This is a genomic window from Pseudomonas sp. Emmai (assembly GCF_055179735.1).
Map to the genome: position 1 here is coordinate 2,084,941 of NZ_CM143685.1, position 21,358 is coordinate 2,106,298.

Here is a 21,358-nt window from a genome sequence, read left to right on the forward strand (position 1 = left end):
GAGTGTGATGAATCCGCATGAACAGTTTCGTGAAGAAGTAAAAGACAACATCGAAGGCCTGCAACAAGACAAAGCCCTGCAAGCCGCCTCGCAGGACTGGATCAGTACGACCGCCAAACACAAGTACACCTACAACTTCAGCTGGATGGGCCGCCCGATCATCCAGTTCCCCCAGGACATGGTCGCCATGCAGGAGATCATCTGGGAGCTGCGCCCGGACATCATCGTCGAAACCGGTATCGCCCACGGCGGTTCCCTGGTGTTCTACGCGTCGATTCTGGAGCTGATGGGCCATGGCGAAGTGCTGGGCATCGACATCGATATTCGCCAGCACAACCGTGAAGCGATCGAAGCGCACCCGATGTTCAAGCGCATCGACATGATCCAGGGCTCGAGCATCGATCCGGCGATCGTCGATCAGGTTCGCCAGCGCATCGAAGGCAAGAAAGTGCTGGTGGTGCTGGACTCCAACCACACCCACGAACACGTGCTCGAAGAACTGCGCGCCTATGCGCCGATGGTCTCGGTGGGCAGCTACTGCGTGGTGATGGACACCGTGGTTGAAGACATGCCGGAAGATGCGTTCCCGGACCGTCCGTGGGGCAAGGGGGATAACCCGAAAACCGCCGTGTGGGCCTACCTGGAAGAAAACCGCGATTTCGAAATCGACCAGGCCATTCACAGCAAATTGCTGATCACCGTCGCGCCGGATGGCTACCTGCGTCGCGTGCGTTAATCAACAACATCGTCGGGTTTTTTCGGCTAACAACCGGTTGTGGGGACATTTATGCAAGGCAAGAACAATTCTGAACACGGGCTGGCGCTCAACGAACAGTTGACCGTGGTGCTGATCTCTCACGAACGTCCGGCCTTTCTGCGGCGGGCGGTACGTTTTTACAGCAGCTTGCCCTGCAGGATTCTCGTACTGGACTCCTCGGCCCAGGCCCATCCAGCCATGGCGGGTCAATTCCCGAACGTGGACTATCAGCACCTGCCGCAGTTCGGTTACTGGGGGATTCGCGCGAAGTTGGCGTATGGCGTCGAGCAAGTGACCACACCGTTCATGGTGTTTGCCGCCGACGATGACTTCCATGTGCATGACGCGTTGTACGAAGCCACCGAATTCATGATGGCCAACCCCGACTACGCCTTGTGTCATGGCTACAGCATGATGTACCTGGCGCTGGCCAATGGCGTCAGTTACTACCGGCGCGACAAGAAAGTCTGTGAAGATTATTCGGCGGAATGTGCCCAGGCCCGCACCCGGGATTACATGGAGCAATACCTCCCGCCGTTCTATGCCGTGCAGCGCACCGCGCTGCTGCATGATTGGTATCAAGTCCTGCCGGAGCAAACCAGCTTCCAGTGGCAGGAAGTCGGCCATACGTATTACATGCTGGCACGTGGCAAGGCGCGCATTCTGCCAATCCCCTATGTCGTGCGTGAAATCAACTACGAGCACTCCGACCACAAGACCGAGATTTTCCACTCGCTGGCCTATACCGACGCCAAATCGGTCGCCGAGCGCGAAGACTTCGCCGGTTTCCTGGCCGGGCTGACCACGCAAGTGGGTGATCAGGACCCAGAGCAGGGGGCGCAGGTCGTGCTCCAAACCTTCGCGGCGATGGCCGATGGCCTGCGAAAGGGGCGTGCACTGACGGCCGAATTGATCATCGAGTCCGCATGGACGAGTGCCGAGCCAGGTCCTCAGCGTCGTTTCGGGCCCAAGCAGTACGTCGAAATGCCGTTTTACAATCAGGCGTTTTTCGATCAGTTGACGCACTTCGAATTCCTGATGCACGCCATGCCGGCCGGTCGTGTCCAGTTGCAAGGCCTGGAAGGTGTGTGGACACAGCAGGAACACTTGCTGCGCGCGCGCAACAACGATACGCCGGAAAGTGTGGTCGACCGGTTGTGGATGGCCCATGACTGCAATGCGTTCAACCGCACCGTGGTCAAACGCCTGGCGGCGCAACTCGAGCTGCTGGGCGAGGAGGAGGACGCGCAAACCCTGCGTGACTGGCTCGCTCGCCTCGAGGCCGTATCGGTCGATACGCAACAAGCGGCCTTTGACAAGATGCAGTCCGGCCGCCTGCTCAAATGGCTGGCGCCGCGACAGCCCGATGCCGAGCAGTCCGAGTCAATTGCCCGGCACCTGGCCGCGAACGATGGCGGCCCGCAGTTCGGCATCTTTGTGCTCGACCTCGACAACAACATCGACCAGGTGCAAGTCACCCTCGACAGCCTGGTCGAGGGGCATGGCAAAGCCTTCAAAATCGTGGTCTTCACCACCGGTGAACCGCCAGCGGCGACCACCGGGCACAACACATTGCACTTTGTCCGGGTCACCCAGGGCAACTTTGTCGACAAGCTCAACCAGAGCGCCCGGCAGTCGGCATGCGACTGGCTGTTGCTGGCGCAAGCGGGTGACGAGTTCACCGCTGGCGGGCTGTTGCGCGCCAGTCTGGAGCTGATGGCGGCGACCGATGTGCGAGCAGTCGCCACCGACGAAATCCAGCGAATGGCCAATGGTGCGCTGGTGGATGTGTTCCGCCCTGGCTTCAACCTTGACCTGCTGCAAAGCCTGCCGGCGCTGATGGCGCGGCACTGGCTGATTCGTCGGGACGTGCTGCTTGAGGTCGGTGGTTACGAAGCCGATTTCAGCAAGGCGCTGGAATTCGACGTGCTGCTGCGCATCATTGAACAGGGCGGTCTCGGCGGTCTGGCGCATCTGGACGAGCCGTTGCTGATCACCCAGGCACCCGCGCTGGAAGAAAACCCGCATGAGCGTCAGGCGTTGCTGCGACACCTGGGCAATCGTGGCTACAAGGCCAAGATCACATCGTCGGTGCCGGGCACCTATCAGATCGATTACCGCCATACCGAACGGCCGCTGGTCTCGATCATTGTGCCTGCCGGGGATGATCTGCCTGAGTTGCAACGCTGCCTGGAAGGCGTGTTGCTCAGAACCCGATACACCCGCTATGAAGTGCTCATCGCGGCCAACCCGAATCAGTCGGCGGCCGTCAACGATTGGCTGGGCACGCTGCAGAACGCCAAGGTGCGGGTCCTGTTTGCGGATCAACCCTTGAGCGACGCGGCCGCGTGCAACGCCGCCAGTCAGCAGGCTCAGGGCGAGTACCTGGTGCTGTTGGCCGCTGACGCTGAAGTGGTCAACCCGAACTGGATCGAGTCGTTGCTCAACCATGCCCAACGTCCGGAAGTCGGTATCGTCGGTGCCAAGTTGATTGATCGTGAGCGCAAGATCGCCCAGGCCGGTCTGATTCTGGGCTTGAACGGCGGTGTCGGTTCGGCCTTTGTCGGGGAAGAATACGACGCCAGCGTCTACATGCAGCGACTGGTGGTGGAGCAGAACTACTCCGCCGTCTCAAAGGTGTGCCTGATGGTGCGCAAAGACCTGTTCGACGCCTTGGGCGGTCTGGACGACGTGACCTTCGGCGACGGTTTCAGTGATGTCGATTTGTGCCTCAAGGCCGGGCAGGCGGGTTATCTCACCGTGTGGACGCCGCTGGTCCAGGTGATTCATTCGGGCGACCTGTCGCAGGCGCCGCAGGCCCTGAGTGCGTTGCGTGAAAAATGGTCCGCCCACTTCGCTCAGGACTCGGCCTACAACGCCAACCTGGCCTTGACTGGCAAAGGCTTCGCCCTGGGCGAAAGCACTCCGATCGACTGGGCGCAGTTGCTCGTCTAAAAGGATTCACGGCATGTTCAACGGTAAATCGATTTTCATCTCGGGCGGCACCGGTTCGTTCGGGCGCAATTTCATCCGCCGCTTGCTGGAGCAATACCAGCCCAAGCGGGTGGTGGTGTTCTCCCGCGACGAGCTCAAGCAGTACGAGATGCAGCAGACGTTCAACGCACCCTGCATGCGCTACTTCCTCGGTGATGTGCGCGATGCCGAGCGTTTGCGCCAGGCCATGCGCGGCATCGATTACGTGGTGCATGCCGCAGCCCTCAAGCAAGTGCCGGCCGCCGAATACAACCCGACCGAATGCATTCGGACCAACGTCAACGGCGCGGAAAACATCATTGCCGCCGCCATCGACAACGGCGTCAAGCAAGTGGTCGCGCTGTCCACCGACAAGGCGGCCAGCCCGATCAACCTGTACGGCGCGACCAAGTTGCTGTCGGACAAACTGTTCGTGGCCGCCAACAACATTGCCGGCGAGCAACAGACGCGGTTTGCCGTGGTGCGCTACGGCAACGTGGCCGGCTCGCGGGGCTCGGTGGTGCCGTTTTTCAGCAAGCTGATCAACGAAGGCGCCACCGAACTGCCGATCACCGACGAGCGCATGACGCGCTTCTGGATCACCCTCGATCACGGTGTGCAGTTCGTGCTCGACAGCTTTGCCCGGATGCACGGCGGTGAAGTGTTCGTGCCCAAGATCCCGTCGATTCGCATCGTCGATCTGGCGCTGGGCATGGCCGAGCACTTGCCGCACAAACACGTGGGGATTCGTCCGGGGGAAAAACTCCATGAACTGATGGTGCCGCTGGACGATGCACGGATGACCCTGGAGTTCGCCGATCACTACACCATCCAGCCGTCGATCCGCTTCACCAGCGTCGACGTGGATTTTGCCGTGGACAAACTGGGCGAGCAGGGCAAACCGGTGAGCGAAGACTTCGAGTACCGCTCCGACACCAACCCGCATTACCTCACGGTGCGCCAGATCGCCGATCTGCACGCGGAGTTGCCGGCATGATTCCCTATGGTCGGCAAAGCCTGGATCAGAGCGACATCGACGCGGTGGTCGCGGTGTTGCAGTCCGACTGGCTGACCCAGGGCCCGACCATCGAGCGTTTCGAGCAGGCCATGGCCGAGCGTTGCCAGGCCGATTTCGCGGTGGCGGTGTGTAACGCCACGGCGGCGTTGCACATCGCTTGCCTGGCGGCGGGGCTTGGGCCGGGCGATCGGTTGTGGACCACGCCCAATACCTTTTTGGCGTCGGCCAATTGCGGCCGTTATTGCGGCGCCGAGGTGGACTTCGTCGACATCGACCCGCTGACCTGGAACCTCGATGCCTACGCCCTGAAAGCCAGACTGGAAGCGGCGCAGGATAACGGCACGCTGCCCAAAGTGCTGGTGGCGGTGGCGTTCTCCGGGCAGAGCTGCGACATGCGGATGATCGCCGCACTGGCCGAGCGTTACGGCTTCACGGTCATTGAAGACGCCTCCCACGCGGTCGGCGCCTCCTATGCCGGGCGACCGGTGGGCTGCGGTGAATTTGCGGCAATGACGGTGTTCAGTTTTCATCCGGTGAAAATCATCACCAGCGCCGAGGGTGGCATGGTCCTGACCAATCGCCAGGACCTCGCCGAGCGCCTGCAACGCTTGCGTAGCCACGGCATGACCCGGGACCCGGCGCAGATGACCGAACCCAGCCACGGCCCCTGGTATTACCAGCAAGTGGAACTGGGCTTCAATTACCGGATCACTGATTTGCAAGCGGCCCTTGGGCTGTCGCAACTCAACAGGCTCGATGACTTTATCGAGCGTCGGCGGGAACTGGCCGCGCGTTACGACCGCTTGCTGGCGTACTTGCCGTTGACCTTGCCGAGCGCCCAACCCGAGGCCGAATCGGCGTGGCACCTGTATGTGGTGCGCTTGCAGCTGGATCGCATCAGTCTGAGCCATCGGCAGGTCTTCGAAGGGTTGCGAGCGGCGGGAATCGGCGTAAACCTGCACTACATTCCGGTGCATTTGCAGCCCTACTACCGTGACCTGGGGTTTGCTGAAGGCGATTTTCCTGAAGCGGAACGTTACTACGCCGAGGCCATCAGCCTGCCGCTGTTTCCGTTGCTCAGCGATGAACAACAGGACTACGTGGTCGAGCAACTGCGACGATTGACCGAACAATGACCTCGACCCCTACGGGTGTACACCCCGGTGTTAGTGATAAGCGGATGGGAATGTGCAATGCGTGAGCTGAGTGAACAGGAAAAATTCTGGCAGGGCGATTTCGGCAACCAGTACGTCGAGCGCAACGTCGGGCAACCCTTGGTCGCGGCTAACCTGGCCTTGTTCGCCAAGGCGCTGACCCGCGCCGGGCGCATCGAAAGCCTGGTGGAGTTGGGCACCAATGCCGGCAACAATTTGCAGGCCCTGCGTCAGCTGTTGCCGCAATCGGAACTGTTCGGCGTGGAGATCAATGAAAGCGCGTGCGCCCAGGCCCAGGCGCTGGGGATCGCCCAGATCTGGCACGGTTCGCTGTTCGATTTCCCTCGTCAGCGCACGTTTGACCTGACCCTGAGCAAAGGCGTGCTGATTCATCTGGCGCCGGAACTGCTGTCCGCCGCGTATGCGCAATTGTATGAATTGAGCCAGCGGTACATCCTGATTGCCGAGTACTACAACCCGGTGCCGGTCGAGGTGTCGTATCGCGGTAACAGCGGTAAGTTATTCAAGCGTGATTTCGCCGGTGAAATGCTCGATCGTTACGCTGACCTGCAACTGCTGGATTATGGGTTCGGCTACCATCGCGACCCGCAATTCCCGGTGGACGACATCACCTGGTTCCTTCTGGAAAAACGCCCTTGAACAACGTCGCAATCATCCCGGCCCGCGGTGGCAGCAAACGCATACCGCGCAAGAACCTCAAGCCGTTCGACGGCGTGCCGATGATTGCCCACTCGATTAAAACCGCCCTCGATTCGGGGTTGTTCGCCCAGGTCGTGGTCAGCACCGACGATGAAGACATCGCCGAGCTGGCCCGGGCCTGTGGCGCACAGGTGCCGTTCATGCGGCCAGCGGCGCTGGCGGATGACTTCACCGGCACGGCGGCGGTGATTGCCCACGCCTTGCAAGCGTTACCGGAGCAGGATTTTGATTTCGCCTGTTGCATCTATGCCACGGCGCCGCTGCTGCAAATCCGGTTTCTGCAACAGGGCCTGGCGTTGCTGGAGCAGCACCCGGACAAGTCCTTTGCGTTCTCGGTGTGCGACTTCGCCTTCCCCGTACAGCGGGCGCTGACCCTTGACGATCACGGCGCATTGACCGCGTTGTACCCGCAGTTCAGCCAGACGCGTTCGCAAGATCTGCCGCCGGCCTATCAGGACGCCGGGCAGTTTTATTGGGGGCGGCGCAGCGCCTGGTTGCAGGGCGAGGTGTTGTATTCGACGCAAAGCCTGCCGGTGATCTTGCCGCGCTATCTGGTGCAAGACATCGACACACCTGAAGACTGGAAGCGCGCCGAGTACCTGTATGCCGCGTTGAAGGCCGGTGGGGAGTTGCAATGAGAGTGCTGATCCGTGCCGACGCCTCGCCGACCATCGGCAGCGGCCATATCGCCCGCTTGCTGCCCCTGGCCCGGACCTTGCGCAAGCAGGGCGTGCACGTCGCGTTTGCCTGCCGCAAGTTGCCGGGGCATCGGCTCGACAGTCTGGCGGCCGAAGGCTTTGAAACCTTCGCGCTACCTGAGCGCTATCCCGAAGAAGACCCGCAACAAGCCATCGAATCGATGCTGCCGTGGCAGGCAGACATTGCCGCGCTGGGCGTGTTGCTGGAAAGCCAGGCGTCGTTCGACTGGATCATCGTCGACCACTATGGCCTCGATCATCACTGGCAGACCGCCGCCCGGCGCTGGGCGCCACGGATCGCGGCGGTGGATGATCTGGCGACACGCACCTACAGCGTCGACTTGCTGCTGAACCAGAACCTGTCGGGCACGCCACAGGCCTATGCCGGGCTGATTGGCCCCGATTGCCGGACCTTGCTCGGACCCCGTTTCGCCCTGCTGCGCGATGAATTCTGCTGCCCGGTGATTGATATCAAACCCCAGGCCAAACAGGTGCTGGTGAACTTCGGCGGCTTCGATGCCGCGATGCAAACCCATCACGCCATGCTCGCGCTGATGGACTTTGCAGAACTGGAAGTCGACTTCGTCGCCGGTGCCGACAACCCGGCCTGGGACGCAATGCACGCGCTGGCAGCCGGTCGTCCGAATTGGCGTTTGCACCGTTTTGTCAGCGACTTTTACCGGTTGATGACCGAGGCCGATCTGTTTATCGGCGCCGGTGGCGGCACCAGTTGGGAGCGCGCCGCCATGGGGCTGCCGACGATTTGCATTGCCGTGTCGAACAATCAGCAGGCCAATGGCGAGGTCATGGCCACTGCAGGGGCCCATGTGTTCCTCGGCGCCCGGGAGCAGGTCAGCGTCGAGCAACTGCGCCAGGCCATCGGTTTCGTGGCGGGCAATCAGGGTTTACGCCAGAGCCTGGCCGAGCGTTCCCGGCAGTTGGTCGATGGCCGTGGTGCGCAGCGAGTGGCGACCGCGCTGGTCGGTGCGGTGTTGCCGCTGCGCGAGGCGACGCTCGACGACGCGCGATTGTTGTTCGACGGACGCAATGCCGACGCGGTACGGCGCTGGTCACTGGACAGCCGCCTCCTCGATTGGCCGTCGCACCAGGCGTGGCTGGCGGCAAGTCTGGACAACGAGCAGCGCGTGCTATTGATCGCCGAGGCCGGCGATGGCCCGGTCGGGGCGCTGCGTTATGACCTTCATGGGTTGAGCGCCGAAGTTTCGATTTATCTGTTCGAAGGCCGTTTCGGGCTGGGCTGGGGCAGGGCGCTGCTGGCCCGGGGCGAAGCCTTCGTGAAGGCCCGCTGGCCGCAACTGCAAAGCATCACCGCGCACGTCTTGCCCGCCAACCAGCCGTCGCTGAGCCTGTTTCGCGAAGCCGGTTTCACCCAGAGTGCTTGCGCGTTCACCCGCGTATTGAAGGATCACGTAAATGACTAGTTTCAAGATTGGCGATCGCCTGATCGGTGCCGATGCGCCGCCGTTCATCATTGCCGAGATGAGTGGCAACCATAACCAGTCCCTGGACGTGGCGCTGCAAATCGTCGACGCCGCCGCCAAGGCCGGCGCCCACGCCTTGAAACTGCAAACCTACACCGCCGAGACCATGACCCTGGACCTCGATGAAGGCGAGTTCTTCATCAAGGACCCCAACAGCCTGTGGACCGGCACCTCGTTGTACGCGCTGTACGAGAAGGCCCATACGCCGTGGGAGTGGCACGCGCCGATTTTCGCCCGCGCCAAGGCGTTGGGCATGTTGGCGTTTTCGACGCCGTTCGACGATACAGCGGTGGACTTCCTCGAAAGCCTCGATGTGCCGGCCTACAAAATCGCCAGTTTCGAAAACACTGATCTGCCGCTGATTCGCCGTGTGGCCGCGACCGGCAAGCCGCTGATCATCTCCACCGGCATGGCCAGCATCGCCGAGCTCGACGAAACCGTGCGCGCCGCCCGCGAGGCCGGTTGCAAGGATCTGGTGCTGCTCAAGTGCACCAGTACCTACCCGGCGACCCCGGCCAACAGCAATGTGCGGACCATCCCGCATCTGCGGGAATTGTTTGGTTGTGAGGTCGGGCTGTCCGATCACTCCATGGGCGTCGGCGTGTCGGTCGCGGCGGTGGCGCTCGGGGCGACCGTGGTGGAAAAGCACTTCACCCTCGACCGTGGCGCTGGCGGGGTCGACGCCAGTTTCTCCCTGGAGCCGGCGGAACTGGCCAGCCTGGTGATCGAAACCGAGCGCGCCTGGCAGGCCATGGGGAATGTGCATTACGGCGTGACCGAGGCCGAGCGCAAGTCGCTGGTGTACCGACGCTCGCTGTACGTTACCCAGGACATGGCCGCCGGTGAACCCTTCACCGCCGCCAATCTGCGGGCCATTCGCCCAGGCCTGGGGCTGGCGCCCAAACACGCGCAAACCCTGCTGGGGCGCCGCGCCCGCCAGGCGATCAAGCGCGGAACGGCGCTCGACTGGTCATTGGTCGAATAACCCTTGTCGGGCTGATTCGGCAAAATAGCGTGACCTGTGAGTCATAACGCGCATCTTCACTGTATTGTATTGACCGGGGAGATGGCGCCTGGCCCTTTATCGGGTCCAGTGATAGCCCTTGACGCTTCCCGCTGCCGCCCGTTTCGGGCGGCTGAAAATCTTTGTATGTCGGCGCCCCTCGAATCCTTGCGAGCGGTGGTATTGGGCTGTTTATTATTGGGAAGCCGTAATGATTGGCATAAAAAGCATTGCGAGCTACGTTCCTGTAGCCGGCGTGGACAATTACGCACAAGGTGCAAAATTCGAGAAGGATGAAGAGTTCATCCTGGGCAAGATCGGTTCGGCCTTCCTGCCGCGCAAAGACGCTGAGCAGGAAACCTCGGACCTGTGTGTCGAAGCAGCCAACGCGCTGTTCGCCAACAACCCCGATTTGAAACGTGAAGCCATCGACGTGCTGATCGTCGTGACCCAGAACGGTGACGAAGAAGGCCTGCCGCACACCGCCGCCATCGTTCAGGACAAGCTGGGCCTGTCGACCAACGTGGCCGCGTTTGATATTTCCCTGGGCTGCTCGGGCTATGTCTACGGCCTCTACGCGATCAAGGGCTTCATGGAAGCCACGGGCCTGAAGAATGGCCTGCTGATCACCGCCGATCCGTACTCCAAGATCGTCGACCCGGAAGATCGCAACACCACCATGCTGTTCGGCGATGCCGCCACCGCGACCTGGATGGGCGACGGCGCGCCGTGGCAACTGGGCAAGGCCAAGTTCGGCACCGATGGTTCCGGCGCGCCGCACTTGAAGGTCACCGATGGCGTGTTCTACATGAACGGTCGCCAGGTCTTCAATTTCGCGCTGCTCAAAGTCCCGGCGCATCTGCATGAACTGCTGGATGAGTCAGGCCTCAAGGCTGACGACATCGACGCCTTTTGCATTCACCAGGGCAGCGCGGCAATTGTCGATGCGGTCGCCCGGCGTTTCGAAGGCGAGCCGGAGAAGTTCATCAAGGACATGGTCGAGACCGGTAATACCGTGTCGTCGAGTATTCCGCTGCTGCTGGAAAAACACGTCCTGGACTCTGACTGGCAGCGCGTTGCGCTGAGCGGCTTTGGGGTGGGACTGTCGTGGGGTTCGGCGATTATCTATCGTCCCTGAGCCGGTTCTGTAGGCGCAGCCTTCGGTAGCTCCTACCGGGTATGCAGCAGCCTTGAGAACCAAAAGGGCCGACACAAAAAAGCGTTCAAGGGTTAACCTTGAACGCTATTTTTTTGCCTGTATGAACAGCGAGGCAGCATGAGCGAATGCTTTGATGACAATGCCCAGGTGATCGAGCGCCGCTGGCCGGCGTTGTATACGCGGTTGATGCTGGAAGACAGCACGTCGGTCCAGGCCGAGTTGACCGAGGGCCTGGCTTCGACGCTGAGCATTGACGGCATCCAGCTCACCAGTCGCCATGACCGTGTCCATGAAGCCCGTGTGCAGGCCGCCAGTTTGCCGACGGACAGGCCGCAGTTGCATGTCTACGGCACCGGCCTTGGGGACTTGCCGGCGGTCCTGCTGGAGCGTTCCGGGCTTGAGCGCTTGTACGTGCACATCCTCAACGGCGCCCTGTTTGCGCTGGTGCTGCAATTGCTCGATCAGCGGCACTGGCTCGACGACCCACGGGTGGAGCTGCTGTATGCCGGCGATCATGCGGATATCTACACGCCGTTTTTCGCACTGCCGGCGGAAATGCTGCTAGCCGATGACTTCAACGCTAAGATTCGTGATCGGCTGGTCAACGAAGTCCATCTGAGTTTCAACAATCGCGATTTCGACCCGCAATTGCCGTTCATTCAGCAGCGCTTGCAGGATTGCCTGGACGTGTTGCTCGCGGATGACGATGTGGCACATCTGTTTGGCACCTGCACCGGCCGTGAAATCTATGTGATTGGCACCGGGCCGACCCTGGAAAGTCACTTCGAGCGCCTGGCGGCGGTGCGCGGGCAGGCCGAGCGGCCGCTGTTCATCTGTGTCGACACCGCCTATCTGCCCTTGCGCAAGCACGGGATCGTCCCCGATCTGGTGGTGACGATCGACAAACTGATCAGTTTTCGACACTTGCCTTTCGAGGAATCCGACGGCATCCCGTTGGTGTACCTGCCCATGAGCGATCCGGCGGTGTTGAAGGCCTGGAAGGGCAAGCGCTATGGCGGTTATACCGCCAGCCCGATCTACGACGCGTTGCGTCAGCAGCATCCCAGGGCGCAACTGCATGCGGGCGGCAGCGTGATTCACCCGGCCGTGGACCTGGCGGTAAAGATGGGCGCCACGCGCATTACCCTGTTCGGCGCCGACTTTGCCTTCCCGATGAACAAGACCCATGCCGGGTGGAATGACGGCGACCTGGGGCCCGCCCTGGAGCAGGCTCGACATTGGGTCCGTGACGGCTATGGCGAACGGGTCCGCACGCAGCTGAATTTTCGCGGCTACCTGTGTGTGCTGGAGCGTTATATCGCCGCGCATCCGCAAGTGAACTTCCTTAACAGCAGCCGCGCGGGAGCGATGATCGTCGGTACGCAGTTCAATCAGGAGTTTGTGCAATGAGTGCGCTGGTGAAGTGCATCGGCGAATGCCGCCAATGCGCCGGATTGTTCCGGTTGGGGCGGGATGTCGAAGCGGCGTTGGTCATGGTGGATGTCTTCGATGAGGCGCAGCGGCTTTTAGCGTCCGCGCCTCAGGATGTTCAGCAGTCGTGGACGCAGGTACTGACCCAAATGCTGGCGAGTCAGGAGCGTCAGGATTGGTTGGGGCTTGCCGATTTCATGGAATATGAGCTGATTGATTTGCTGGAAAGTGCTCAGGGTTGAGGTCGACCAACGGCTCTGGCCTACGGGTTGGTGCCATGGACAGTTTTATGACGTCATTTTTTCGTGGTTGAGGGGCCGCCAAGCCCTTGTTTTGCAAGGGGTGGCAGGGTGATGGCAAATATTTTTGAAAAAGCCCTCAAGCAACCTGCCAAGCCGACGATAACTATTACGAAGGTTCTCTAGGCCACACCCGGCGGTTGCCAGGGCCGGAAGCCGCAGTACCCAACCAACGAGGAATTCGTCATGGCTTTAACAGTAAACACCAACACTACGTCGTTGAACGTTCAGAAAAACCTGAACCGCGCTTCCGATGCCCTGTCCACCTCGATGCAGCGCCTGTCCTCCGGCCTGCGTATCAACAGCGCTAAAGACGACGCTGCTGGCCTGCAGATCGCAACCCGCATGACGACTCAGATCCGTGGTGGCAACCAGGCGATCCAGAACGCCAACGACGGTATCTCCGTTGCTCAGACCGCTGAAGGCGCGCTGCAAGCTTCGACCGACATTCTGCAGCGTATGCGTGAACTGGCTGTTAAAGCACGTACCGGTACCAACGGCAGCGTTGACCAGACCGCTACCAACTCTGAATTCGCTCAGATGTCTGACGAATTGTCCCGTATCGCCGCTTCCACCAACCTGAACGGCAAAAACCTGCTGGACGGTTCGGCTGGCACCGTGACCCTGCAAGTGGGCGCAAACACTGGTTCGGCTAACCACATCGACCTGGTACTGAGCTCCAAGTTCGACGCCGTCAGCCTGTCGGTTGGTAGCGGTACTGTAGTTCTGACCGGTGCAAGCGTTTCGGGCGCTGCTGCAAACATCGACAACGCAATCACTGCAATCGATGCTGCAATCGCGGCAATCAACAGCACTCGCGCCAGCCTCGGTGCTTCGCAAAACCGTCTGACCAGCACCATCGCCAACTTGCAAAACATTGTTGAAAACACCACGGCTGCACAAGGTCGCGTACAAGATACCGACTTCGCCGCAGAAACAGCTAACCTGACCAAACAGCAAACTCTGCAACAAGCTTCCACCGCTGTTCTGGCCCAGGCTAACCAGCTGCCATCCGCTGTACTGAAACTGCTTCAGTAATATCGGATCGGGTTTTGGCGGGGGAGTGCGCTTGCGTGCTCTCTCGCTTTTTCCGTTTAAGAGGTGATGGTTATGGACATGGGCGTGAAGCTGAACTTGTCTTACCCGGCCGCGCAACCGGCGGTCAGCACTACCGAAAAGCCGGTCGAAAAGCCTCGTGCCGAAAGTACCCAGCCTGTCGCAGCCAGCAAAGGCTCTGATTCTGGTAAATCGGACAATTCGGATGAGTTGAAAATGGCCGTTCAAGAGATCGAAAAGTTCGTTCAGTCGGTTAAGCGCAACCTGGAATTTTCCATCGATGAAACGTCCGGCAAGGTCATCGTCAAGGTGATTGCCAGTGAGTCCGGTGAAGTCATTCGGCAGATTCCGTCAGCCGAAGCAATGAAGCTGGCTGAAAGCCTGCACAATGCCAGCAATGTTTTGTTCGATGCCAAAGCCTGATACTGGCATGAAACGTGTTTGTACGATCATTGATCGCTGACAGTGGTCAAAAGACCGGCGACACACAGAAAGGGAGATGCACATGGCAAGTCCAATTTTACCGGGTGCGGGTCTAGGCTCTGGTCTCGACATCGGTTCGATCGTGTCCGCGCTGGTCAACTCCGACAAGTCGGCCAAACAAACGCAAATTGATACCCAGACCAAAACCAACACCCTGAAAATTTCCGGTGTCGGCTCCTTGAAGAGTGCGCTGGCGGCCTACCAGGCCACGCTGACTCAACTCAACAGCGCGACCAGTCCTGCGTTTGCCGGTTTTACCGCGACGTCGGGCAATACTTCTGTTCTGGCTGCAACCTCGGATAACACGGCGGTTGCGGGTACCTACAACGTGGTTGTGCAGAGTCTGGCCACGGGTTCGAAAGTCGGCAGTGCTGCTTTCGCCGGCGGTGCCGCCAGTGCCATTCCGAGTGGTACTCTGAAAATCAGTCAAAATGGCACTGATTACAACGTCACGATTCCGGCCAATGCGACGTTGCAAAGTACCCGGGACGCGATCAACACCGCTCAAGCTGTCAACGGTATTTCCGCCAACATCGTGACCGACAGCACGGGTGCCTCGCGCCTGGTGATCAACTCCAACAAGACCGGTGCCGGTTCTGACCTAAATGTCAGCGGTATTGCCGGCCTCGAAATTGATGGCACCGTGCCGATGGGGTCCACCCCTGCGCCGGGTGCTTCCGGGGCCATCAACGGGATTGCCGCAGATGCCAAGCTGACCATCGACGGCCTGACCGTTACCAGCAAGAGCAATACGGTGACCGGTGCGATCAGTGGCCTGACGCTCAACCTGGCTGCAATGAGTCCAACTTCGGGTGGGGTTGGAACCCCGACAGTGGTCACTGTGGCGAGCAACACCACCGGTTTGCAGACGTCGATTCAGGCGTTCGTCGATGCCTACAACACCCTGAAAAAGACCATTGATACCCTGACCACTGCGACAGCGGATGCCGATGGCAAGCTGACTGTTTCAGCGGCGTTCACCGGTGATTCGCTGCCGCGCTCGCTGATTGCGGACGTACGTGGCGTGCTGACCGCGCCGGGTGCGGCGGGTCCGTTGTCCGTGCTGTCGCAGATCGGTGTGATGACAGACGCGTTCACCGGTAACCTGAAATTCGACACGGCTGCGTTCACCAAGACCATGAGCAACAATGGCATGACCGGCCAGGTGCAGCAGTTGTTCAGTGGTACGGACGCTAACAACGGCTTGTTGGCGCGCATGGGCAAGGCGATCGACCCTTACTTGAAGACGGGCGGATTGCTCGATCAGCGCAACACCAACCTTACCAGTACGGCCAAGAAAATTTCCGAGCAGCAGAAGACGCTGGATCTGCATGTCACCAGCCTGACGCAGACCTTGACGGCCAAGTACAACGCCATGGATCTGCTGGTTGGGCAAATGAAAGCGACGGCGAGCAACATCACCTCGTTCTTCGCTTCCTTGAACGCCCAGAAGTCAGCCAGCTAGTCATGAGCTGACGACAAAAACCCGGCTACGCTTTCTGGCGTGCGCCGGGTTTTTGTCTTTTGATCTAAAGTTTTTTGGCTCGCAGGCGATACACTGGTCATACGAGTCATTGTGGCAATGAGGTAGAACATGAATCCGATGTTAGCCCTTCGGCAATACCAGAAGGTGGGCGCGCAAGCACAGGCGTCCGAGGCCAGTCCGCACCGTCTGGTGCAAATGCTGATGGAAGGCGGCCTGGACCGCATCGCCCAGGCCAAGGGTGCCATTGAGCGTAAAGACGTGCCTGCCAAGTGCGTGGCGATCAGCAAGGCCATCGGCATTGTCGGTGGCTTGCGTGAAGGCCTGGATCTGGACAAGGCCGCCGAAACCGTTGGCGAACTTGACCGTCTTTATTCCTACATGATGAAGCGCCTCGCCGAAGCGAACATCAAGAGCGACCCGCGGATTCTCGATGAAGTCGCCGGTTTGCTGCGCACGGTCAAAGAAGGCTGGGATGCTATCGCAGCGCCAGGTCCGCAGTTTTAAGGAGATCACCATGAGTCTTGTATTGCAGCGAATCGAACAAACCCGCGAAGCGTTGGTCGGTGCCCTGGCCGAACGCAACTGGGAGGCAATCGGTCAGTTGGACCTGGATTGCCGTTCCTGCATGGAAGACGTCTTGAGTGAAGCTTCGCTGGACGAGGGGGCGTTGCGCGACAATCTTGAGGAGCTGCTGCATGTCTACAAGCAGCTGCTTGAGGTGGCGATGGGGGAGAGGCAGGCGATAGTCGACGAGATGTCTCAGATCCACCAAGCACAGAATGCCGCAAAGGTTTACCATCTGTTTGGTTAATCCGCGGTTAATCCAAACATAGTGCGCCATAAATTTGACTGTGCACGGTTTTTTGACTTAACTAGTGGCTGTATCCAGATTTCAGGCGTCTACAGGCATAACGTGTCTGCAAGCGTCTAGCTTGCCCCCTCATTTCGGGCATTGAGTTGACTAGGGAAGTTGCTATTGCATGTGGCGTGAAACCAAAATTCTGCTAATTGATGACGATAGCGTCCGTCGCCGCGATCTGGCGGTGATTTTAAATTTTCTCGGTGAAGAAAATTTACCCTGCGGAAGCCATGACTGGCAGCAGGCGGTCGGCTCGTTGTCATCAAGTCGTGAAGTCATTTGTGTGCTGATCGGGACGGTCAATGCTCCTGGCGCGCTTTTGGGCTTGCTAAAGACACTCTCAACCTGGGATGAGTTCCTTCCGGTTTTGTTAATGGGCGATAATTCTTCCGTTGACTTGCCTGAAGACCAGCGTCGCCGAGTGCTTTCGACCCTCGAAATGCCGCCCAGCTACAGCAAATTGCTCGACTCCCTGCACCGTGCCCAGGTCTATCGCGAGATGTATGACCAGGCCCGCGAGCGCGGTCGTCACCGCGAACCCAATCTGTTCCGCAGCCTTGTCGGCACCAGCCGTGCGATCCAGCACGTGCGCCAGATGATGCAGCAGGTGGCCGACACCGATGCCAGCGTGCTGATCCTCGGCGAATCCGGCACTGGCAAGGAAGTGGTCGCGCGCAATCTGCATTACCACTCCAAGCGTCGCGACGCGCCGTTCGTTCCGGTCAACTGCGGGGCGATCCCGGCCGAGTTGCTGGAAAGCGAACTGTTTGGCCACGAGAAGGGCGCCTTCACCGGGGCCATCACCAGCCGCGCCGGGCGTTTCGAACTGGCCAACGGCGGTACGCTGTTCCTCGACGAAATCGGTGACATGCCGTTGCCGATGCAGGTCAAGCTGCTGCGGGTCCTGCAGGAGCGCACCTTCGAGCGCGTGGGCAGCAACAAGACCCAGAGCGCCGATGTGCGCATCATCGCGGCGACCCACAAGAATCTCGAAAGCATGATCGAGATCGGCGCCTTCCGCGAAGACTTGTACTACCGCTTGAACGTATTTCCGATCGAGATGGCGCCGCTGCGCGAACGTGTCGAAGACATCCCGTTGCTGATGAACGAGTTGATCTCGCGCATGGAGCACGAGAAGCGCGGTTCGATCCGTTTCAACTCGGCGGCGATCATGTCCCTGTGCCGTCACGGCTGGCCGGGCAACGTCCGTGAACTGGCCAACCTGGTGGAGCGCATGGCGATCATGCATCCATATGGGGTGATCGGTGTGGTCGAGTTGCCGAAGAAATTCCGCTACGTCGACGACGAAGACGAACAGCTGGTCGACAGCCTGCGCAGCGATCTGGAAGAGCGGGTGGCCATCAACGGGCACACCCCGGACTTCAGCGCCAATGCCCTGCTGCCGCCGGAAGGCCTGGACCTGAAGGACTACCTCGGTGGTCTGGAGCAAGGGCTGATTCAGCAGGCGCTGGATGATGCCAATGGCATCGTTGCGCGTGCCGCCGAGCGTCTGCGCATTCGTCGCACCACCCTGGTGGAGAAGATGCGCAAGTACGGCATGAGTCGTCGTGACGGTGATGAACAGGCGGATGATTGACGCCTGTTTTTCAAGTCCTTCATTTATAGGCGGTTTTTTTTAGGCACGGGTATTGCTACATCTCTCGCAACGTTCCGTTTCACTGACGGTCAGCCAAGCGAGAGAGCACGATGCCCCAAGCCGCCCAGATGTCTCCTGTCCCTGACGCTTCGGGGCAACCGTCGTCCGTAGAGCAGGCAAGCCGGCTGGGTCTTGAGCAGGCGTTCGCGCTGTTCAACCAGATGTCGAGCCAACTGACTGACTCCTACAGCATGCTCGAAGCCCGGGTCACCGAGCTCAAGGGTGAGCTGGCGGTAGTCAGCGCCCAGCGCATGCAGGAGCTGGCGGAAAAAGAACGCCTGGCCAACCGCCTGCAAAACCTCCTTGATCTGTTACCCGGTGGCGTCATCGTAATCGACGCCCAGGGCATGGTGCGCGAAGCCAACCCGGCGGCTTGCGAGTTGCTCGGCCTGCCCCTCGAAGGCGAGCTGTGGCGCCAGGTGATTGCGCGATGCTTTGCACCCCGTGAAGACGACGGTCATGAAATCTCCCTCAAGGATGGTCGACGCCTGTCGATCGCCACCCGCTCGCTGGATGCCGAGCCAGGTCAGTTGGTATTGCTCAACGACCTGACCGAAACCCGCCACCTGCAAGATCAACTGGCCCGTCATGAACGCCTGTCGTCCCTGGGTCGGATGGTGGCCTCGCTGGCTCACCAGATTCGCACGCCACTGTCCGCCGCGCTGCTGTACGCCAGTCATTTGACTGAGCAGGAATTGCCCGTCGCCACCCAGCAACGTTTCGCCGGTCGTTTGAAAGAGCGTCTGCACGAGCTGGAGCATCAGGTGCGGGACATGCTGGTGTTCGCGCGCGGCGAACTGCCGCTGACCAATCGCGTGACGCCCAAAGAATTGCTGCAATCACTGCAAGCGGCGGCACTGACCCACGTTCAGGACCTGCCCATCCGCTGGCAGTGCGACAGTCATGCCGGGGAGTTGCTGTGCAATCGCGACACCCTGGTCGGGGCGATTCTGAATTTGATCGAAAACGCGATTCAGGCCAGCAACGGCGCTGTTCGCTTGAAGGTTCACCTCTATACCCGGGGTAGCAATCTGCGCCTGTGCGTCAGCGACAGCGGCAGTGGCATCGATGACGCCGTACTGGCGCGCCTGGGCGAACCCTTTTTCACCACCAAGACCACCGGGACCGGGCTGGGTTTGACCGTGGTCAAGGCAGTGGCCCGCGCTCATCAGGGAGAATTGCAGTTGCGCTCGCGGCTCGGTCGCGGCACCTGTGCGCTGGTGTCCCTGCCGTTGTTTATCAGCGCATCGGACGCGGAGTGAAGGGCATGGCAATCAAGGTTCTACTGGTCGAGGATGACCGCGCGCTACGGGAAGCACTGGCGGATACGCTGCTGCTCGCGGGGCACGATTACAAGGCGGTCGGTTCGGCGGAAGAGGCGCTGGCGGCGGTCGGCGTCGAAGCGTTCAATCTGGTGGTCAGTGACGTCAACATGCCAGGCATGGATGGCCATCAGTTGCTCGGATTGTTGCGGGCACGCCAGCCGCAATTGCCGGTGCTGCTGATGACCGCGCACGGCGCTGTGGAGCGGGCCGTCGATGCCATGCGCCAGGGCGCGGCGGATTACTTGGTCAAGCCGTTCGAACCCAAGGCGTTGCTCGATCTGGTGGCGCGGCATGCGCTCGGCAGTCTGGGTGCCACCGACGGTGAAGGGCCGATTGCCTTTGAGCCGGCCAGTGCGCAATTGTTGGAACTGGCCGCGCGGGTGGCGCGCAGCGATTCCACGGTGTTGATCTCCGGCGAGTCCGGCACCGGCAAGGAAGTGCTGGCGCGCTACATCCACCAGCATTCCCATCGCTCCAGCCAACCGTTCATTGCGATCAACTGCGCGGCGATTCCCGACAACATGCTCGAGGCCACGCTGTTCGGTCACGAAAAAGGCTCGTTCACCGGCGCCATCGCGGCCCAGGCCGGCAAGTTTGAACAGGCCGACGGCGGTACCATCCTGCTCGACGAAATTTCCGAAATGCCCATGGGCTTGCAGGCCAAGTTGCTGCGAGTGTTGCAGGAGCGCGAAGTCGAACGGGTGGGCGCGCGCAAACCGATCAGTCTGGACATTCGCGTCGTCGCCACCACTAACCGTGATCTGGCCGGTGAAGTGGCGGCGGGGCGTTTTCGTGAAGACCTTTATTATCGGCTGTCGGTTTTTCCGCTGGCCTGGCGTCCGTTGCGCGAGCGCACCGCCGACATCCTGCCGCTGGCCGAGCGTCTTTTGGCCAAACACGTCAATAAAATGAAGCATGCGGCGGCCAGGCTGTCGCCCGAGGCGCAGGCGTGCCTGATCGGTTATCCATGGCCGGGCAATGTGCGTGAGCTGGATAACGCCATCCAGCGCGCGCTGATCCTGCAGCAGGGCGGTTTGATCCAGCCGCAGGATTTCTGCCTGTCGGGGCCGGTCGCCTGTGCGCCGTTACCCGCGTTGACGCCGGTGCGGGCGGTGGAGGTTGAGGCAGAATCGGCCAGTGCCTTGGGGGATGACCTGCGCCGTCATGAGTTCCAGATGATCATCGACACCTTGCGCGCCGAGCGCGGCCGGCGCAAAGAGGCTGCCGAACGCCTGGGCATCAGCCCGCGCACCTTGCGCTACAAACTGGCGCAAATGCGTGACGCCGGAATGGATGTGGAAGCTTATCTGTTTGCCACCTGATTCACCGGCAAGGCTTTTGTGAAGCAAGGCCACTGAGCTGGCACCCTTGTTGCTAACACCTCAGTACCCGCCGAGTGAGTGTCAAAAAATTGCGGGTCGCCAGAGAGAGTAGACCATGAGCCAAGGTATTGAATTTAATCGATTGATGTTGGACATGCGCTCCATGCAGATGGACGCGATGTCGGCACCGAAATCGACTGCCGCAGTTCCCGAACTGGGTGGCAGCAGCTTTGCCGACATGCTCGGTCAGGCCGTCAATAAAGTGAATGACACCCAGCAGGCGTCCAATCAGCTGTCCAGTGCCTTTGAAATTGGCAAGAGCGGCGTTGATCTGACGGATGTGATGATTTCTTCGCAGAAGGCCAGTGTGTCTTTCCAGGCGTTGACCCAGGTGCGTAACAAGCTGGTTCAGGCGTACCAAGACATCATGCAGATGCCGGTTTAAGGACGAGATTG

At 60.3% G+C, this 21,358-nt stretch carries 20 protein-coding genes; all 20 read left to right on the forward strand.

Features of this window, described 5'->3' with window-relative positions:
- Nucleotides 1-7: 7 nt before the first annotated feature.
- The 20 genes from ACY4LX_RS09395 to fliE all read left to right on the forward strand — a co-directional run bounded on the left by ACY4LX_RS09395 (nucleotide 8) and on the right by fliE (nucleotide 21,347).
- Entirely contained in the window at nucleotides 8-736 is a 729-nt protein-coding gene (locus ACY4LX_RS09395; protein WP_463259749.1) for a cephalosporin hydroxylase family protein, read from the forward strand.
- A 51-nt stretch (nucleotides 737-787) separates the two neighbouring features.
- Nucleotides 788-3,712, forward strand: a complete 2,925-nt coding sequence (locus ACY4LX_RS09400) for a TIGR00180 family glycosyltransferase (RefSeq protein ID WP_463259750.1) — start codon at nucleotides 788-790, stop codon at nucleotides 3,710-3,712.
- Between the two features lie 13 nt (nucleotides 3,713-3,725).
- Entirely contained in the window at nucleotides 3,726-4,727 is a 1,002-nt protein-coding gene (gene pseB, locus ACY4LX_RS09405; protein WP_463259751.1) for a UDP-N-acetylglucosamine 4,6-dehydratase (inverting), read from the forward strand.
- Nucleotides 4,724-5,884 (forward strand): UDP-4-amino-4,6-dideoxy-N-acetyl-beta-L-altrosamine transaminase, encoded by a 1,161-nt coding sequence (gene pseC / locus ACY4LX_RS09410; RefSeq protein ID WP_463259752.1) that lies wholly within the window; start codon nucleotides 4,724-4,726, stop codon nucleotides 5,882-5,884. Before pseB ends, pseC begins: the two co-directional genes overlap by 4 nt.
- 57 nt (nucleotides 5,885-5,941) lie before the next feature.
- On the forward strand, nucleotides 5,942-6,562 hold the full coding sequence (locus tag ACY4LX_RS09415) for a pseudaminic acid biosynthesis-associated methylase (RefSeq protein WP_463259753.1): 621 nt from the start codon (nucleotides 5,942-5,944) through the stop codon (nucleotides 6,560-6,562).
- Nucleotides 6,559-7,260: a pseudaminic acid cytidylyltransferase gene (gene pseF, locus ACY4LX_RS09420; protein WP_463259754.1), complete on the forward strand. Its 702-nt coding sequence runs from the start codon at nucleotides 6,559-6,561 to the stop codon at nucleotides 7,258-7,260. The genes ACY4LX_RS09415 and pseF overlap by 4 nt, the downstream gene beginning before the upstream one ends.
- Nucleotides 7,257-8,762 carry a UDP-2,4-diacetamido-2,4,6-trideoxy-beta-L-altropyranose hydrolase gene (gene pseG, locus ACY4LX_RS09425; protein WP_463259755.1) on the forward strand — a complete coding sequence of 502 codons (1,506 nt, stop codon included), beginning with the start codon at nucleotides 7,257-7,259 and terminating at the stop codon, nucleotides 8,760-8,762. Before pseF ends, pseG begins: the two co-directional genes overlap by 4 nt.
- Complete coding sequence (gene pseI / locus ACY4LX_RS09430; RefSeq protein ID WP_149657035.1) at nucleotides 8,755-9,807, forward strand: pseudaminic acid synthase; 1,053 nt, start codon at nucleotides 8,755-8,757, stop codon at nucleotides 9,805-9,807. The genes pseG and pseI overlap by 8 nt, the downstream gene beginning before the upstream one ends.
- 229 nt (nucleotides 9,808-10,036) lie before the next feature.
- Nucleotides 10,037-10,963, forward strand: a complete 927-nt coding sequence (locus ACY4LX_RS09435; protein WP_463259756.1) for a ketoacyl-ACP synthase III — start codon at nucleotides 10,037-10,039, stop codon at nucleotides 10,961-10,963.
- A 138-nt stretch (nucleotides 10,964-11,101) separates the two neighbouring features.
- The gene (locus tag ACY4LX_RS09440) at nucleotides 11,102-12,394 is read left to right on the forward strand and encodes a motility associated factor glycosyltransferase family protein (RefSeq protein WP_463259757.1); all 1,293 of its coding nucleotides are present in this window, start codon (nucleotides 11,102-11,104) and stop codon (nucleotides 12,392-12,394) included.
- Entirely contained in the window at nucleotides 12,391-12,657 is a 267-nt protein-coding gene (locus ACY4LX_RS09445; protein ID WP_463259758.1) for a hypothetical protein, read from the forward strand. Before ACY4LX_RS09440 ends, ACY4LX_RS09445 begins: the two co-directional genes overlap by 4 nt.
- A 243-nt stretch (nucleotides 12,658-12,900) precedes the next feature.
- Nucleotides 12,901-13,752 carry a flagellin domain-containing protein gene (locus ACY4LX_RS09450; protein ID WP_463259759.1) on the forward strand — a complete coding sequence of 284 codons (852 nt, stop codon included), beginning with the start codon at nucleotides 12,901-12,903 and terminating at the stop codon, nucleotides 13,750-13,752.
- 72 nt (nucleotides 13,753-13,824) lie between these two features.
- A complete protein-coding gene (locus ACY4LX_RS09455; protein ID WP_463259760.1) occupies nucleotides 13,825-14,193 on the forward strand; it encodes a flagellar protein FlaG in 369 nt (122 codons plus the stop codon).
- An 82-nt stretch (nucleotides 14,194-14,275) separates the two neighbouring features.
- On the forward strand, nucleotides 14,276-15,718 hold the full coding sequence (fliD, locus tag ACY4LX_RS09460) for a flagellar filament capping protein FliD (protein ID WP_463259761.1): 1,443 nt from the start codon (nucleotides 14,276-14,278) through the stop codon (nucleotides 15,716-15,718).
- A gap of 129 nt (nucleotides 15,719-15,847) precedes the next feature.
- Complete coding sequence (fliS, locus tag ACY4LX_RS09465) at nucleotides 15,848-16,243, forward strand: flagellar export chaperone FliS (RefSeq protein WP_149657030.1); 396 nt, start codon at nucleotides 15,848-15,850, stop codon at nucleotides 16,241-16,243.
- A 10-nt stretch (nucleotides 16,244-16,253) separates the two neighbouring features.
- The gene (locus tag ACY4LX_RS09470; RefSeq protein ID WP_133839144.1) at nucleotides 16,254-16,550 is read left to right on the forward strand and encodes a flagellar protein FliT; all 297 of its coding nucleotides are present in this window, start codon (nucleotides 16,254-16,256) and stop codon (nucleotides 16,548-16,550) included.
- 169 nt (nucleotides 16,551-16,719) lie between these two features.
- Nucleotides 16,720-18,195, forward strand: a complete 1,476-nt coding sequence (locus ACY4LX_RS09475; protein WP_133839143.1) for a sigma-54 dependent transcriptional regulator — start codon at nucleotides 16,720-16,722, stop codon at nucleotides 18,193-18,195.
- A 128-nt stretch (nucleotides 18,196-18,323) separates the two neighbouring features.
- Nucleotides 18,324-19,517, forward strand: a complete 1,194-nt coding sequence (locus tag ACY4LX_RS09480) for a sensor histidine kinase (protein WP_178128979.1) — start codon at nucleotides 18,324-18,326, stop codon at nucleotides 19,515-19,517.
- 5 nt (nucleotides 19,518-19,522) lie between these two features.
- Complete coding sequence (locus ACY4LX_RS09485) at nucleotides 19,523-20,902, forward strand: sigma-54-dependent transcriptional regulator (RefSeq protein WP_149657028.1); 1,380 nt, start codon at nucleotides 19,523-19,525, stop codon at nucleotides 20,900-20,902.
- A gap of 115 nt (nucleotides 20,903-21,017) precedes the next feature.
- On the forward strand, nucleotides 21,018-21,347 hold the full coding sequence (gene fliE / locus ACY4LX_RS09490; RefSeq protein ID WP_054049322.1) for a flagellar hook-basal body complex protein FliE: 330 nt from the start codon (nucleotides 21,018-21,020) through the stop codon (nucleotides 21,345-21,347).
- Nucleotides 21,348-21,358 lie beyond the last annotated feature (11 nt).

Coding starts and splice junctions, on each gene's coding strand:
- ACY4LX_RS09395 (WP_463259749.1), top strand. CDS start 8: ATGAATCCGCATGAACAGTTTCGTGAAGAAGTAAAAGACAACATCGAA.
- ACY4LX_RS09400 (WP_463259750.1), top strand. CDS start 788: ATGCAAGGCAAGAACAATTCTGAACACGGGCTGGCGCTCAACGAACAG.
- pseB (WP_463259751.1), top strand. CDS start 3,726: ATGTTCAACGGTAAATCGATTTTCATCTCGGGCGGCACCGGTTCGTTC.
- pseC (WP_463259752.1), top strand. CDS start 4,724: ATGATTCCCTATGGTCGGCAAAGCCTGGATCAGAGCGACATCGACGCG.
- ACY4LX_RS09415 (WP_463259753.1), top strand. CDS start 5,942: ATGCGTGAGCTGAGTGAACAGGAAAAATTCTGGCAGGGCGATTTCGGC.
- pseG (WP_463259755.1), top strand. CDS start 7,257: ATGAGAGTGCTGATCCGTGCCGACGCCTCGCCGACCATCGGCAGCGGC.
- pseI (WP_149657035.1), top strand. CDS start 8,755: ATGACTAGTTTCAAGATTGGCGATCGCCTGATCGGTGCCGATGCGCCG.
- ACY4LX_RS09435 (WP_463259756.1), top strand. CDS start 10,037: ATGATTGGCATAAAAAGCATTGCGAGCTACGTTCCTGTAGCCGGCGTG.
- ACY4LX_RS09440 (WP_463259757.1), top strand. CDS start 11,102: ATGAGCGAATGCTTTGATGACAATGCCCAGGTGATCGAGCGCCGCTGG.
- ACY4LX_RS09445 (WP_463259758.1), top strand. CDS start 12,391: ATGAGTGCGCTGGTGAAGTGCATCGGCGAATGCCGCCAATGCGCCGGA.
- ACY4LX_RS09450 (WP_463259759.1), top strand. CDS start 12,901: ATGGCTTTAACAGTAAACACCAACACTACGTCGTTGAACGTTCAGAAA.
- ACY4LX_RS09455 (WP_463259760.1), top strand. CDS start 13,825: ATGGACATGGGCGTGAAGCTGAACTTGTCTTACCCGGCCGCGCAACCG.
- fliD (WP_463259761.1), top strand. CDS start 14,276: ATGGCAAGTCCAATTTTACCGGGTGCGGGTCTAGGCTCTGGTCTCGAC.
- fliS (WP_149657030.1), top strand. CDS start 15,848: ATGAATCCGATGTTAGCCCTTCGGCAATACCAGAAGGTGGGCGCGCAA.
- ACY4LX_RS09470 (WP_133839144.1), top strand. CDS start 16,254: ATGAGTCTTGTATTGCAGCGAATCGAACAAACCCGCGAAGCGTTGGTC.
- ACY4LX_RS09475 (WP_133839143.1), top strand. CDS start 16,720: ATGTGGCGTGAAACCAAAATTCTGCTAATTGATGACGATAGCGTCCGT.
- ACY4LX_RS09480 (WP_178128979.1), top strand. CDS start 18,324: ATGTCTCCTGTCCCTGACGCTTCGGGGCAACCGTCGTCCGTAGAGCAG.
- ACY4LX_RS09485 (WP_149657028.1), top strand. CDS start 19,523: ATGGCAATCAAGGTTCTACTGGTCGAGGATGACCGCGCGCTACGGGAA.
- fliE (WP_054049322.1), top strand. CDS start 21,018: ATGAGCCAAGGTATTGAATTTAATCGATTGATGTTGGACATGCGCTCC.